Genomic DNA, 14,866 nt, shown 5'->3' with positions numbered 1-14,866 from the left:
GATATCGCTAGACACAAAGTGTTCAAGAGCACAGGTTCGCATGGCGGAGGAAATTCATGCGCGTTATCACATCAATGATTGGCTTGAACGGTCTCGCGATGCTTGCTGCGTGCGGGGCAGATACAGGTGTGCAGGTCGACGATGCGCCCGTTTCGAATCCCGCTGAGCTTGAGGCAAGCTTAGCGGCCGACGGCCAGCCGGCAGAGGGCTTCTACCGTGCAGTGGACGAAACCGGATTTGTACTGATTGAGGAGCTGCGCAGCGATGGCACTTACGTGTTCACCGACGCCGATGGCACATTGATCGAAGAAGGCACATACGTCCAAAAAACCCCTCAATTGCCGTGCTTCACACCCAAGGCCGAAGGGGCCGTCGAGAAGTGCTATCTCGACGAGATTGGCGAGGATGGTGTTTGGAGGACCACAGATCCTGACACAGGCATCGTCTCGGTCATAGAGCGCATCGAGCAGCTCTGAGCCTTTACAGGAACGGTTCCTCGCCCGGCTTGTGGATGCCGCATTCGGTCTTGTCCCAGCCCTTCCAACGGCCTGAACGCGGATCTTCGCCAGGTGCGACCTTGTGAGTGCAAGGCTCGCAGCCGATCGAGGGAAAGCCACGCGCGACCAGTGGGTGACGAGGCAGGTCGTGCTCCTCGAAATAGACGCCGATATCCTCTGCGCTCCAGTCGATCAGCGGATTGATCTTGAGACGGCCCTGCGCGTCGGACGTGTCGATTTCGAAACGCGGCAGATTGGCTCTGGTCGAGGACTGGAACGCCTTGCGCCCGGTAAAGCTTGCATCGAACTGGTCGAGCGCTTTCGCCAGCGGCTTGACCTTTCGGATTTCGCAGCAGCCATCGGGGTCGTAGGACCAGCGAAGACCGCTTTCGTCCTTCTGCGCCAGCTCCGCTTCGTCCGGAGCGAGAATCTGGAGATTGGTGAGGCCGATCTTTGCGACCACCTCGTCGCGATATTCGAGGGTCTCGGCAAAATGCTTGCCGGTGTCGAGAAAGAGGACCGGAATGTCCGGCTTCACCTGCGCAACGAGGTGCAGCAGCACCGCGCTCTCGGCACCGAAACTCGACACGATCGCGATATCGCCGGCCAAATCTCCCTTGATCACCGCTTCCAGCATTTCCTGCGTCGAGGAGCCGCGGAACATGCGGTTGAGGCGCACCGCATCATGCTCGGTAAAGCGCGGGCCTGTGTCGAGGCGATCGACTGCGCGTGCGCGGGCTTCGTCGGTGGTGAATGGCGCTTCGAGACGTTCGGGGGACTTATTCATGGCGCAGCTCCGGGATGGTGCGCCGCGCCCCTCCACGTGTGTCTACGGCGTGCTGATAAACATTTTCCCATGTCGCGAAGGCACGCTTTGCGTCCTCTTCGTCGAGCGGGGTATCTGGCGCAAAGGCGTCGAAGCCGCAGCGCCGCATATGGCTTAGCTGGTCGATGCCGACATCGCCCACGGCGCGCAGTTCGCCACTATAGCCCTCTTCGCGAAGGATGCGCGCAGCCGAATAGCCGCGCCCGTCGCCAAAGGTCGGGAAGTTGACTTCGACGAGCGCGATCCGGTCGAGATGGGGCAGCAGGACGCGCGCATCGTCGCCCGGTTCGATCCGCACGGCGGTGGCGTTGGTCTGCTCGCAGCATGCATCGACGGTGACAGTGCCATGGTCGGCGACTTCGTCATCGCGGAAGCGGAACTGGACGTCGTCGGGGGAAGTGCCCAGCGGATTATCCATAAAGCGCCTCCTTGAACGGCTCCATGCCGATGCGGCGATAGGTGTCGAGGAAACGCTCCTCGCCCTGCTTGTTGGCGAGATAGACGTTGGTGACGGTGTCGACCGCTTCGATCACGCCGTCTTCGGTGAAGCCGGGGCCGGTGATCTTGGCGAGGCTAACGTCCTCGGCTTCCGAGCCGCCGAGCGAGAGCTGATAGTTCTCAACGCCTTTCCGGTCGACGCCGAGGATGCCGATGTGGCCTGCATGGTGGTGCCCGCAGGCGTTGATGCAGCCCGAGATCTTGAGCTTGAGTTCGCCAAGCTTGCTGGTCTTGCCCGAGGCATCGAAACGTTCCGAAATGCGCTGAGCGAGCGGGATCGAGCGGGCGTTGGCGAGACTGCAATAATCGAGCCCCGGGCACGCGATCATGTCCTCGATCGTGTCCATGTTGGGCGAGCCAAGGCCGGCGGCCTCAAGCTCGGTCCAGAGCGCGTGCAGGTCGCGGATCTTGACGTGCGGCAGAACGACGTTTTGCGTGTGCATGATGCGCAGCTCGTCGAAGCTGTATTGCTTGGCGAGCCGCGCCATCAGGCGCATCTGCTCACCGGTCGCATCGCCGGGAATGCCGCCCACCGGCTTGAGCGAGATGACTGCGCTGACATAGCTGTCATGCTTGTGGCGGTGCGTGTTGCGGTCGACCCAGACGGCGAAGTCGGGATCGGAACGATCGACGCTCTTGGGGCCATCCTCAAACGCCGGATCGGCAAAGTACGGGTTGATCCGTTCCAGCTCCTCGCGCGGCGGTTCGACGCCCTGCTTCAGCAAGTGAGCGAATTCTTCTTCGACCTGGCGCGTGTATTCGTCCTTGCCCAGTTCGTGGACGAGGATCTTGATACGCGCCTTGTACTTGTTGTCGCGGCGACCGTAGCGATTGTAGACGCGAAGGCACGCCTCGGAATAGGTGATGAGCTGATCGAGCGGCACGAAATCGCGGATCATCGGCGCGACCATCGGGGTGCGACCCATGCCGCCGCCCACGAAGAAGCGCGCACCGATTTCGCCCGCACCGTCTTTGGCGTCTTTCTTGACGATCTGGATGCCGATATCGTGCAACCGCATCGCCGCGCGGTCCTTTTCCGCCGCGATGACAGCGATCTTGAACTTGCGCGGCAGGTAGGTGAATTCCGGATGGAAGCTCGACCACTGGCGCAGCAATTCGGCGTAAGGGCGCGGGTCGACCAATTCGTCATGCGCGGCGCCTGCAAAGTGGTCGCTTGAGATGTTGCGGATGCAGTTCCCGCTGGTCTGGATCGCGTGCATTTCGACCTTGGCGAGGTCAGCAAGGATGTCGGCGGCGTCCTCCAGCTTGATCCAGTTGTATTGCAGGTTCTGGCGCGTGGTGAAGTGGCCGTAACCGCGGTCATATTTATCCGCGATGTCGCCCAGCGCGATCATCTGCTCGGAATTGAGCGTGCCATAGGGGATGGCAACGCGCAGCATGTAAGCGTGAAGCTGGAGGTAAAGACCGTTCATCAGCCGCAGCGGCTTAAACTGGTCTTCTGTAAGCTTTCCTTCGAGACGGCGGCGGGCCTGGTCGCGGAATTCCTCCACGCGGGCATCGACCATCGCCTGATCGTAATTGTCGTACTTGTACATCAGATTACCCAGTCAATCGCTTCGGGGTCTTTGGGTTTGAGCGTGAGGTCGGGCCGCACCGTGGGGCCGAGCGCACGAATGCGGTCCTTGATGTGAGCAGGACGCACGCTGCCGTCCTCCTCGCGGGTCGCCTCGATCACGTAAGGGACGTTGACGCGGCGTGCGGCTTCCTCGGCGGCGAGGATTTCTTCGGCGCGTTCGCCAGCATCGACAGCCTCATCGACATGGCGCGACCACATTTCGCCCGCCCACCAGACGACATCGCCTGTCTTGAGGTCGTTTCCGGTGAGAACTCTCATTGATGTGCCTCCACGGCGAGCTTCGCGATGTCGGCGTCTTCGCGCGCGGTGACGTCGCCGATGACGATAAGGGCAGGGCTCTTCACCGCCTCGCAAACGACGAGGTCGGGCAGGGCGGCAAGCGGACCGCGCAGGATGCGCATTTCGGGGCGTGCAGCATTCTCGATGACAGCAAGCGGCATGTCCGGGGCAAGTCCATCCGCCATCAGCTTCTCCGCGATCTGGGGCGCGGTCTTGACGCCCATGTAAATCACGAGCGTGCGGCCCTTGCCAGCAAGGCCGGTCCAGTCCTGATCGGAAAGGCCCTTGCACTGGCCAGCAACGAAGCTGACGACGCTCGACGCGTCGCGGTGGGTAAGCGCGATCTGTGTGGCTGCAGCCGCGCCGTTGGCAGCGGAGATACCGGGGACGATTTCAACCGGGACACCAGCGGCGCGCGCATCTTCGGCTTCTTCGCCGCCGCGGCCGAAGATCAACGGGTCGCCGCCTTTGAGGCGAACCACATCGCGGCCAGCCTTGGCCTCACGCACGAGGAGGGCGTTGATCTGGTCCTGGGGCAGGGTATGCTTGGAGCGTTGCTTGGCGACCGAAACGAGCCGCGCATCGGGCCGTGCCATCGCGAGTATCTCGCGACTGACCAGCCCGTCATGGACGATCACTTCGGCACGCTCGATCAGCCGGGCGGCGCGCAGGGTCAGGAGGTCGGGGTCACCCGGACCTGCGCCAACAAGATAAATGGTTCCGATTTCCATGCCTTGCGAAATGGGCGAAGGCGCGTCCACTCGCCAGCGAGAATGGATTGGGGGAGCGCAAGGAAAGCTTTCGCCAGTGCCTTTCCGACCGCGCGGGCAGCTATTCGCCGACGACTTTCCCGCCGCTCATCATCTCGACGATCTGGTCGAGTTGTTTCGAGGAACGCAGATGCAAATCGCGCTGCGGGAACGGGATCTCGACGTCGTTTTCTTTGAACAACTGCCAGATGCGCATGTAAACATCGGACCGGATGTTCGCGAGGCCTTCTTCGGGGTCCTGAATCCAGAAGCGGATCTCGAAATTCACCGAATTATCGCCGAATTCCATGATGTTGACACGCGGCTTGGGGCGCGAGAGAATACGACTGGTCTCGTCGACCGCCTGATACAAGAGCTCGGTCACAAGATCGAGATCGCTGTCGTAAGACACACCCACGGGCGCTTTAACGCGAACGTCGCGGCTTGAGTAGGACCAGTTGACCACCTGGTTGACCATCAGGTTTTCGTTCGGGATCAAGTGTTCGGTCTGATCGCGGGTAATGACCGAGATCGCGCGGATGCCGATCTTGCGGATCTGTCCCACCGCCTCATTGCCCGCCTGATCGCTGACGGAAATCACATCGCCAGGCTTGATCGACTTGTCGAGCAGCAGGAGAATGCCCGAAATCAGGTTGCCGAAGGTTTTCTGGAGGCCGAAACCGATGGCGAGGCCAAATGCACCGCCGAAAAATGCAAGGGCAGTGAGGTCGATACCGACAAGGTCGACCGTGATCAGAAAGGCCAGCGTCCAGATGACGATGGTCAGCAGCTTTTCCGCCAGAACCTTCTGCGCTTCATCGAAACGGGAGACCTTGCCAAGCACGCGGCGCGCTACGCGGGTGAGCGTCCACGCAACCGTAATGACAAGACCGATCGTGGCGATCAGGAACAGCACGTCGAAAGCTGAGACGCGAATATCTCCGACCACCAGCGCCCAGCTATCGAGCGTATCGATCAGGGCACCCAGGGTTTCGCTTCGCGACGCGATGGCTTCCTTCGACCCTTCTGCGACGCCGACGATTTCCTGAACCTGCTCGCTTTCCTCGGCATAGCTCCAGACCTGGCCGGGTTGCAGGTCTTCAGGCGCTTGCTCGACCGGTGCCTGACCCTCAGCGCCTTCCTGGGCTTCGTTGGCCGGATCGTCGATCGTCTCAGGTGCGGTAGGCGTGGTCGCGGTCATGAGTTATCCAGTTGCGAGAGCGCGCGTTCAAGGTCCGCAATCAGGTCCCCCGGCTCTTCAAGCCCTATCGATAGGCGAACGGCTGGCCGTGTACCACCCCCGCTGGTGAGCGTAGGCGAGGCCATGACGTCGCGGTGCTGATGCGGGAAGATAGGGAGGGAAAGGCTCTCAAACCCGCCCCAGCTGTAGCCGATGCCAAACAGGTCGAGGGCATCCACCAATCTTCCACTCGCATCGGGGTCGTCGGAGTCCAAGACGAAGCTGAACAGCCCGCAGCCGCCGGTAAAATCACGCGTCCAGAGCTCGTGGCCCTGCGATCCTTCGAGCATCGGACACATGACCTCGGCAATCTGTGGTCGCTGGGCGAGCCACTGCGCAATTTCCAGCGCGCTAGCTGTCGATTGCTTGAGCCGAACGGCCATCGTGCGCAGCCCTCGTGCGGCGAGCGCTGCATCATCGGGTGAGACCACCTGCCCCAATTGCTGAGACGTGCGGCGCAGCGCCTTGTACCATCGCTCCCCGGCGCTGGCCGAACCCATCATCAGGTCAGAATGGCCTCCAACATGCTTGGACAGGCTCTGCATAGTGATGTCGCAGCCATGGTTGAGCGCGGCGAAACCGAGCGCGCTGGCCCAGGTGTTGTCGATGAGCGTCACCGCTCCCGCCTTGCGCGCAGCCGAAGCGAAAGCGGGCACATCGCACACTTCCATCGTCAGGCTGCCGGGGCTTTCGAGCCACACGGCCCGCGGCGAATGTTCGGCCAGCGCGTTTTCGAACGCGCCAAGGTCCAGCGGGTCGAAGAATGCATGCGCAATGCCCATGCGTTTGAGTAACCCGGTCGCCATGCTGCGCGATGGATCGTAGGAATTGTCGCTCATCAGCAGCGTGTCGCCGGGCTTCAACACTGCGAGAAGCGCCCCCGCGATCGCTGCTACTCCGCTGGGATAAAGCACAGTGCCGAAAGCGCCGGGCTCTATCTCGGTCAAGGCTTCGGCCAGCGCCCACTGGGTCGGAGCGCCCCGCCGCCCGTAGAAGAATTCGCCATCGTTGTTGGAGCCCGTAGCCGCCTTGCGCTGCGCTTCACTCTCGTAGAGATGCGTCGAGGCTCGCCACACTGGCGTGTTCACAACGCGCCCTGTCCATTCCTCTCGGCGACCGGCGCGCGTGACGCGCGAGCCTGGGCCCAGATGCTTGCCGTCGCCAGCGCCGCTCATGACCCGGTCACATCCTCTGGGCCCTGCGCTTTTGGAGTTGCCGGATCGGCCTCCCATTCCTGCCAACTGCCATCATAAAGTCGCACGTCCTGCTTTCCTGCCAGTCTTGCAGCAAAAAGGAGGACGCTTGCGGTGACGCCGCTTCCGCAAGTGGTAACAAGCGGGCGTTGCATATCGACGCCTGCTTGCTCGAATTCTGCGCGAAGGGCGGCGGGCGATTTGAATGTGCCGTCATCGGCGTACACCGCGCCGAACGGCAGGTTCAAAGAACCGGGAATACGGCCGTTCTGCCCACCATGGACCGGGTCGATCCCGCTACCGAAAACCCGATCGGCTGCTCTTGCGTCGAGCACTTGCTCAGCGGCGGTTTCGAGATTGGCAAGCATCTCGCCCTTTGTCGCGACGTTGTTATCATCGCGAAGAACTGCCGGAGCTGCGGCGGGAAACTCGTTGACGCCGCTTTCAAGCGGGTGCCCCTCAGCCTTCCATTTCGCCAGACCTCCATCGAGGACCGCAACATTTGCAAGCCCATGCGACGTCAGCGCCAGCCAGGCGCGCGCACTCGTCTTCACCGCGCTATCGTCGTAGAGCACAATGCGGTGTTCGGGTGTGATGCCAAGCTGCGCAATCCTCTCGGCAACTTGCCCTGCTGTGGGCAGCGCCGAGGGAACTGGCGATCCCCCATCGGTCAAGGTTTCAAGATCGAGAAAGCGTGCGCCGGGAATATGGTCAGCTTCAAACTCGGCGCGCGGGTCGCGATTAGCAGCGGGCAAGTGACGCGACGCGTCCAGCACGGCGATGTCTGCGGCTTCGAGATTGCCGGCAAGCCATTGGGTCGAAACAAGGATCGGAAACGCGTCAGCCATCTTACGCATTGACTAGCGTGGCTGGTTGCGCGCGCCAAGCTTTGCCGATCAGACCGCCTCTGTATCGCCCGAGGCTGGCTGCGAGACGGGCTGCTTCAGCGGCTGCGCGCGCATTGGAGGCAGGCTTCCCGGAGGCCCGTCGAGCGGGAGAGGGTGGACCCGCGTGTCGCTTGCGGCGCTTGGCGTGCCGAGGACGAAGCTTCGAGTGGTGGCGACCACGCCTTCGCCTTCGAGAGTGACATGAAGCAGCGGGATGAATAGGGGCTTTGAACCCTGACGGATCGCAGTGACTTCGGCGAGCGGAAGTTGCATCTTGCCCGTGACCCGGCGGCTTTGTTGCGGGCCGATACGCTCGATCGTGGCGATTGGCTGTCCTCCGCCCGCAGGTGCGGCGTTGCCGCCTCCCTTGCGAGCGCAGGCAAGCTTTGCGGCAACAGTGACGTCGCGCACAGCCCGGTCTGACCGGTTCGCCACTTCCAGGCTGAACTCGATCATGAACATCATCATGCTGCGCGAGGCGAGCGGGATATCGATTTCAAGGTCGATACGCGCCGGTTCGACATCGGCAGTCGGCTCTGCTGACGCGACGGTCACAGGTGGAGCCGCTTCGGGTTCGGGTCGGACACTTTCTTCAGGCTCTGAATGAACGGTCTCACTATCCTTGTCGTCTGCCGCTGGCGTTTCCTCTTTCCGTTCTACATCGTCGGTTGCGCCCGCACCGCCAGATGGCTGTTGCGGCTTGGGATCGCGGCCGGGAATCGCACCGAGGACGCCGGAAGCAAGGACCGTGTTGGGGATTTCCTGCCCGTTCAGTTCCTCACGACGCCTGCGCCACCAAATGACACCCGCCAGCACGGCGAGTAGGCCAAGCAGCACCGCGAAGGCCGCAATGACCCGGTTCTGGGTGCTGTCGAGCGGGTCAGCGGGAGTGAAGCCGGTCTCAGATACAGGCGCGCTGGTGCGAGACCCCGAATTCGTACCCGAACCGATCTCTCCGTCTCGGCCAACGTCGTACCAGTCATCGGGACCAACCGGGGCAAGCTCTTCGCCTTCTGACTCCAGCGTCTCAAATCCCGGCTCGATCCGGTCGCCCAATGGGACCTGGGTACCGGAAGCGGGATCGTCGGCGAAAGTCTCCTCGACCGGTTCGGGGGGTGGCGGCGCTACCTCTCTCGCGGGTGCTGGCTCTGGCGGAGGAGCGGGGCGCCGTGTCAGCGTGCGATTGAGACGCAGCGGTGCGCTCGGCGTGGGCGTCGCCGTCGCGGCTGGTCGCGGCGTCGAACGGGTTGGCTGCCGGGTAGGCGCGGTGCGGCTTGTCGGAGGTGTGCTGGACCGCTCTTGTGTCTGTTGGGCAGGCGCGCTCGCGGCCGGGGTCTGCTCAACCGGTTGTGTTGCAGTCGGTGTCGGCGTTGGTGCGGGCTGTTGCGGCGCCTGAGTGGCACGCGGAACCGGAGTTGGGGTGGGTGTCGGCGTGCGAATGACGCGCGGCCCGATTTGTACGCCAGCGCGCTCATCTACAGGGCCCTGCGGCGCACTTGTCGAGGTCGGTGTGGGCGTTGGTTGCGGCAAAGAGAAGGTCCGCTGCGCAGCCAAGGGACTGGCCAGAACCAGCGATGTCGCGACCGCAATCCCACTTACAAGCGGGAGTGGGCGGCTCGTACAAAGCGAAATCAGGGGCGGCGCGCGCATCATGCGGGTTTTTCTTCGCGGTTCTTATCGTTCTTGCGGCGAGCATATGGCCAGTTGCGTGGCTATCACCGCTCGGGGTGTTTTCACCCTATGTGACATAATTCGCAAATCCTGCCCGTCCAGTTCCTCGCTTGCAAGCGAGCGCCTTTCGCGGCAACAGCGCGGCATGGAAAGCACACCTGAAAACCCCCAAGGCGCGCCCGCATTCCTGGGCAAGGATACTCCGCTGCCCGCTTCTCCCGAGGAAGCGCAGCTTGATTACGTGCCCAACCCGCGCGCCGGATCCCTCTTCCTCGTTCGGTTTGCAGCGCCCGAATTCACTTCGCTGTGCCCGGTGACGAGCCAGCCTGATTTCGCCCACCTCGTGATTGATTACGCGCCCGGTGAGACAATCGTCGAATCAAAGAGCCTTAAGCTCTTCCTCGGCAGTTTCCGCAATCACAACGGCTTTCACGAGGATGTGACAGTCGGGATCGGTCAGCGGCTGTTCGAGGAAATGAGGCCCAAATGGCTGCGCATCGGCGGCTATTGGTATCCGCGCGGCGGCATTCCGATCGATGTATTCTGGCAAAGCGGCGCTCCGCCCGAGGGGCTGTGGCTGCCCGATCAAGGTGTCGCCCCTTATCGCGGGCGTGGTTGAGGCGAGCCACTGATCATTAAAGAAGCGGCGCGGATGCTGAACGCATCGGCGTAAGCGATATCGCCAAGCCACTTGCAACGTATACCTTCGTACACGTTTGAAGCCAGTTAGCCCGTTATACGCCAGATCAGATCGAATAAGAGGAGCCGTGCTTTGGCCTGTGCGCTAACAGGCAATCGCGCAGATCTAGGGTAAATGCCCTTGATTGATGGGCTTTATGGTTCGATGGTCGGGTGGGTGCATGGTTCGGTCAATCGCTCGTAAGAAGCGGACATCCGGTGTTTGGGGAACTTACGAAGCTAATTCTGCATGTCTGAAAAACCATCCGAAGCTTTCGGCGATCCGCTTGCGGAAAATCGCCAGTTGCAGCGTGCAATTGCGACCATGCGCGACGCGCTCGAAGACAAGCAACACGAGGCCCGGCGGCTGGTTCAGGAAGCGCAAGCCGAAGCTGCTGGAGAGATCGCTCAGCTGAAGGAAACAACCCAAAGTCTGCGTGATCAGCTGGAAGCAGAAGCTCTCGAAACCGAAGGCAAGATGCAGGCCGTCCGGGCAGAGGCTGCGGCCGAAATTCGCGAGCTTAAAGACACCGCGCAAGCGCTTCGCGAGGCATTGGAAGATCAAAAGGCAGACGCTGCACAGGCGCTTCAGGCCCAGCGTCAGAGCGCCCATGCAGAGGCCGCCCAACTGCAACAGGCTCTACAGGATCAGCGCGCCGTGATCGATGAGCTGCGGGCGAGCCTTGCAACGGAAAAGCAGGCGATGATCCGCGCCCATCGCGATGAAATCAGCGAGCTTGAAGCGATGGTCCAGAACCTGCGCGAACGGCTGACGGAGACACAGGCATGAACGAGCTTCCCGGCAATATCGAAAAGAAGGCGCCCGGAAAGGACGCAGCGCTGACACAGGCGCAGCGGCTCAAGCAGCTTCAGATGATCCTCGATGTCTCGCGCCAGGTGGCGTCGCTCGAAACGCTCGATGCGGTGCTCGATACGCTGGTTACGGTTGCGGTCGAAACGACGGGGGCAGAGCGCGGATCGCTGTTCCTGCACGATGCCTCTTCTGGCGAGCTTTACAGCCGGATTGCGCAAGGAATGAAGCGCCGGGAAATCCGCATTCTCGATACGATCGGCATTGCAGGGACCACGTTTCAAAGCGGCGAGGGCCTGATCATCCACGATCCGTACAACGACCCGCGCTTCAACAAGGATGTCGATGCGCAGACCGGTTTCACCACCACCTCCATCCTGGCGAGCCCGATCCGCAACGCACGCGGCGAAACCATTGGGGTCGCGCAGGTCCTGAACAAGGTCGCGGGCGAGTTCAACGAACAGGATCTCCAGGTGCTCGAAGGCATCACCTCGCAATGCGCAATTACGCTGGAATCGATGCAGCTGGTCGAGCGCATGGAAGATTCGCGCCGGCGCGAGATCGAATTTCTCAACATCGTGTCAGAGATGACCTCGGAATTGGAGCTGACCACGCTGCTGCGCCGCGTGATGACCGAGGCGACCTCCATGCTCGACGCAGAACGCTCCACGCTGTTTATCAATGACGAGAAGACGGCAGAGCTTTTCAGCCATGTGGGTGAAGGGCTGGATGCAATGGAAATCCGCCTGCCCAACCATCTTGGCATCGCAGGATCGGTGTTCACCAGCGGCGAAGCGATCAACATTCCGCACGCTTACACAGACCTGCGTTTCAACCCGGCTTTCGACAAGCAATCGGGTTTCTTCACCCGCTCGATCCTGTGCGTACCGGTAGTGAACAAATCGGGCGAGACGATCGGCGTGACGCAGGTCCTCAACAAGCGCGGCGGGCCTTTCAACGAGGAAGACGAGAGCCGCCTCAAGGCATTCACCGCGCAGATTGCCATCGGGCTCGAGAACGCGAAGCTCTTCGCCGACATCCAGTCGATGAAGAATTACAATGAGAGCATGCTCCAATCCATGTCGAACGGGGTCATCACCTTCGACGAGGAAGGCGCGAACCGCACCTGCAACCAAGCGGGCGCTCGCATTCTGCGCTGCGAACCTGACGAGCTTATCGGGAAGTCTGCGGCAGAGGTTCTGGGCGAAGAGAACCAGTGGCTGATCGACAAGATCGCCCGCGTGTCTGAGCGGCGTACGCCAGAAAGCCTGCCAGATACCGAGCTTGTCTTCGGCGGCGAGACAGTCTCAGCCAATGTCACCGTGCTGCCGATGGAATCGGGCGAGGGCACTTCGCTTGGTACGCTCGCAATGATCGAGGACATCTCCGACGCCAAGCGTGCCAAGTCCACATTGTCGCGCTACATGGACCCCGGCCTTGCATCGCAAATGCTCGCAGGCGGGGGCGAGGACGACATTCTTGGTGGCAAGGACACGACCGCGACCGTCCTGTTCTCTGACATTCGCGGCTTCACCACTATCACCGAGAAGCTCGGGGCGCAGGGGACCGTGGCGCTGCTCAACGACTATTTCGAGCTGATGGTCGATTGCATTTCAGAGCAGGGCGGGATGCTCGACAAGTTCATCGGTGACGCGATCATGGCCGCCTTTGGCATCCCCGTCGGCCATGACGATGACGAGGATCGGGGTCTTCGAGCGGGGATCAACATGATCTCCGAATTGTGGCGCTGGAACGCCGAGCGCGAGGCGCGCGGAGAGATGCCGCTCGACATGGGGCTGGGCCTCAACACCGACCGGATCGTCGCGGGCAATATCGGGTCGAAAAAGCGCATGGATTACACCATGATCGGCGACGGGGTGAACCTTGCCGCACGGCTCGAAAGTGCGTGCAAGCAGTACTCAGCACGCATCCTGTTGTCCGAATACACGGTTGCCAAACTGAAGGGCGTCTACCGCTTGCGCGAAGTCGACCGAGTGGTGGTGAAGGGGAAGTCTGAGCCGGTGGGCGTGTTCGAATGCCTCGACTATCACTCCGATGCGACTTTCCCGAACCTCATGGATGTGCTCGGCAATTTCAACGAGGGCGTGAAGCTCTATCGCGGCCAGGAATGGGACCGCGCGGCGGGCTACTTCAAAAGGGCGATGGAAGCGAACCCTGACGACAAGCTCAGCCAGACCTATATCGACCGCTGCCAGCTGATGAAAGAGGCTCCGCCGGGCGATGACTGGGACGGGGTCTGGATCATGAAAGAGAAGTAGGCCCCGATTATTCAGGGATCGGCGGCGTCTCCCAGAGCAGCGCGACTTCCTCGTCCAGTCCGGTCATCTCGTAGCGCACCAAGGCGATCGGCAGGCGACCTGCGGCGAGGAACTGATCGTGAAACTCGCGCAAGGAGAACTCCTCTCCCAACTGGCTCGCCCGGTCGGCCAGCAGCGCGTCCATCTGAAGCTTGCCGATTGTGTAGGCGACGCCGTAGCCCGGCGGTCGGCGCAAGTAGATCTCGGCATCGACGCGCGCGACATCCTCGTCCAGCCAGGGGGTCTTTTTGCGCATGTAAGCGACCGCTTCAGGCACGCTCCAGATGTTGTGCTGCATATAGACATCAGCAGGCACGCGCGCGGCGCGGAAGATGCCGAAGATCTGCATGAATTCATCAGCACGCGGCGAGTGCGCGGTGCCGCCTGCGAGCATGGTCGCTTCCTCGAGATAGGTTGCCCAGCCTTCGGCGCGGCCTCCGTCGCTGTAACGTCCACGGATCGGTCGCTCATCGCGCGCGGCGAGGACGGCGTCGAAGCGGTGGCCGGGGATGACCGCGTGGACATGGTCGGGGATGGGATCGCGGAACTGGATCTGCTCCCAGAAATTGGGCCCGGTCGGGCGTTCGATATAGGGCGTGTTGCTGCCAAGCTCACCGACCCATGCGGGGATGGTGACGAAGTCGTCCTCGGTCAGGAAGCGGCGCACGATTGCATCGGTTGTGGCGATCTTCGCGCGTTGTTCTTCGGCACTTTGTGAAAGCTGCAACAGCGGCATGTCGCGATTGCGATGGCGTAGCAGGGCGAGCGCGGCGGTCATGCGCTCATGCTCGCGTTCGGCCAGTGTTACCATTTCTCCAGAAGTGAGCGGGATCATGCGGACGTGGCGGATGTACCAATCGTACTGCTCGGCCCCGACACCGCCGGGAGCGGTCATCGTGGGGCGCTCTGCCCGAAGCCAATCGCGAAAGTCGGTCAGTGCATCGCGCGCGGCGGTGACGTCTGCGACAAGGTCAGGGCGCTGAGAACGGCTGCGTTCGAGCAGGTCTTCGTACCATCCGATAATGCCGGGAGGTGGGACTTCGCGGTAGGGGTGGTAATGGTTCACCCCGTCGCTGTTCTCAAGGTTGTGGAGCGCGAGGTCGGCGAAATCACCGGCGACCTCGGTCAGGTTCGCGCGTGCCGAAGTCAGCAGCGGTGGGACAAGGCGAAGCCGCTCGCGCAGCTGCTCGACCTCCTCGCCATCCTCAGTGACTTCGGCAAAAGCGACGCGCATCAGTGGATCGAGATAGAAGCCCGGGTCGCGCTTCCAAGGACGAAGCACGGCGAGGTTGAAGCGGTATCCGTTGAGGATCGATTTGAGCGCGAGATATTCGACCTGGCTCGCGCGTGACCACTCGGGAACCGGCAGGGCGGCAAGCTCGCCGTCGAAATAGGTGAGCCCGCCAAGCTTTTCGGCCATCAGGTCGTCGCCATAAACTTCTCCTATTCGCGCGCCAGAATCGAGCACCACGCCGGCGGTGAAGCCGGGGACCATGTATTCGCGCAGTTCCTCGTGCAGTTCGACGAGCCTGTCATAACCCTCGTCACCCGCGTCCTGTGCGTGCGCTGCACCGATGAAGAACAGTGCAAGGCTCACAAATCCAACGAAAAACCGCATACCC

Annotated in this window: 14 protein-coding genes; 4 read left to right on the top strand and 10 right to left on the bottom strand. The window is 61.8% G+C overall.

Annotated features, from left to right (window positions below):
- The first annotated feature begins 56 nt into the window (after positions 1-56).
- Entirely contained in the window at positions 57-476 is a 420-nt protein-coding gene (locus AC0V6T_RS10325) for a hypothetical protein (protein WP_486126626.1), read from the top strand.
- A 4-nt stretch (positions 477-480) separates the two neighbouring features.
- Here the strand turns inward: AC0V6T_RS10325 and AC0V6T_RS10320 are convergent, their stop codons facing one another.
- From AC0V6T_RS10320 to AC0V6T_RS10280, 9 genes are all read right to left on the bottom strand, one after another.
- Positions 481-1,284, bottom strand: a complete 804-nt coding sequence (locus AC0V6T_RS10320) for a phosphoadenylyl-sulfate reductase (RefSeq protein WP_486126624.1) — start codon at positions 1,282-1,284, stop codon at positions 481-483.
- A complete protein-coding gene (locus AC0V6T_RS10315; RefSeq protein WP_486126622.1) occupies positions 1,277-1,741 on the bottom strand; it encodes a DUF934 domain-containing protein in 465 nt (154 codons plus the stop codon). The genes AC0V6T_RS10320 and AC0V6T_RS10315 overlap by 8 nt, the downstream gene beginning before the upstream one ends.
- Positions 1,734-3,377, bottom strand: coding sequence for a nitrite/sulfite reductase (locus tag AC0V6T_RS10310; RefSeq protein WP_486126620.1), 1,644 nt, complete (start codon positions 3,375-3,377; stop codon positions 1,734-1,736). The genes AC0V6T_RS10315 and AC0V6T_RS10310 overlap by 8 nt, the downstream gene beginning before the upstream one ends.
- The gene (locus AC0V6T_RS10305; RefSeq protein ID WP_486126618.1) at positions 3,377-3,676 is read right to left on the bottom strand and encodes a DUF2849 domain-containing protein; all 300 of its coding nucleotides are present in this window, start codon (positions 3,674-3,676) and stop codon (positions 3,377-3,379) included. Before AC0V6T_RS10305 ends, AC0V6T_RS10310 begins: the two co-directional genes overlap by 1 nt.
- Positions 3,673-4,428, bottom strand: a complete 756-nt coding sequence (gene cobA, locus AC0V6T_RS10300; protein WP_486126616.1) for a uroporphyrinogen-III C-methyltransferase — start codon at positions 4,426-4,428, stop codon at positions 3,673-3,675. Before cobA ends, AC0V6T_RS10305 begins: the two co-directional genes overlap by 4 nt.
- 100 nt (positions 4,429-4,528) lie before the next feature.
- Positions 4,529-5,647: a mechanosensitive ion channel family protein gene (locus AC0V6T_RS10295; RefSeq protein WP_486126614.1), complete on the bottom strand. Its 1,119-nt coding sequence runs from the start codon at positions 5,645-5,647 to the stop codon at positions 4,529-4,531.
- Positions 5,644-6,861 (bottom strand): cystathionine beta-lyase, encoded by a 1,218-nt coding sequence (metC, locus tag AC0V6T_RS10290; RefSeq protein WP_486126612.1) that lies wholly within the window; start codon positions 6,859-6,861, stop codon positions 5,644-5,646. Before metC ends, AC0V6T_RS10295 begins: the two co-directional genes overlap by 4 nt.
- On the bottom strand, positions 6,858-7,727 hold the full coding sequence (locus tag AC0V6T_RS10285; protein WP_486126610.1) for a sulfurtransferase: 870 nt from the start codon (positions 7,725-7,727) through the stop codon (positions 6,858-6,860). Before AC0V6T_RS10285 ends, metC begins: the two co-directional genes overlap by 4 nt.
- A 48-nt stretch (positions 7,728-7,775) precedes the next feature.
- On the bottom strand, positions 7,776-8,822 hold the full coding sequence (locus tag AC0V6T_RS10280; protein ID WP_486126609.1) for a hypothetical protein: 1,047 nt from the start codon (positions 8,820-8,822) through the stop codon (positions 7,776-7,778).
- 760 nt (positions 8,823-9,582) lie between these two features.
- Here AC0V6T_RS10280 and queF point away from each other — a divergent pair.
- The 3 genes from queF to AC0V6T_RS10265 all read left to right on the top strand — a co-directional run bounded on the left by queF (position 9,583) and on the right by AC0V6T_RS10265 (position 13,205).
- The gene (gene queF / locus AC0V6T_RS10275) at positions 9,583-10,056 is read left to right on the top strand and encodes a preQ(1) synthase (protein WP_486126607.1); all 474 of its coding nucleotides are present in this window, start codon (positions 9,583-9,585) and stop codon (positions 10,054-10,056) included.
- Positions 10,057-10,365: 309 nt separating this feature from the next.
- Positions 10,366-10,905, top strand: a complete 540-nt coding sequence (locus AC0V6T_RS10270) for a hypothetical protein (RefSeq protein WP_486126605.1) — start codon at positions 10,366-10,368, stop codon at positions 10,903-10,905.
- Positions 10,902-13,205 (top strand): GAF domain-containing protein, encoded by a 2,304-nt coding sequence (locus AC0V6T_RS10265; protein WP_486126603.1) that lies wholly within the window; start codon positions 10,902-10,904, stop codon positions 13,203-13,205. Before AC0V6T_RS10270 ends, AC0V6T_RS10265 begins: the two co-directional genes overlap by 4 nt.
- Positions 13,206-13,212: 7 nt before the next feature.
- Here AC0V6T_RS10265 and AC0V6T_RS10260 read toward each other — a convergent pair whose 3' ends face one another.
- On the bottom strand, positions 13,213-14,862 hold the full coding sequence (locus AC0V6T_RS10260; RefSeq protein ID WP_486126601.1) for a DUF885 family protein: 1,650 nt from the start codon (positions 14,860-14,862) through the stop codon (positions 13,213-13,215).
- Between the last annotated feature and the right edge of the window lie 4 nt (positions 14,863-14,866).

Source organism: Erythrobacter sp. S158, from assembly GCF_057364915.1.
Note: the sequence above shows the minus strand (reverse complement) of the source record. Positions and strands in the feature narration are given on the sequence as shown.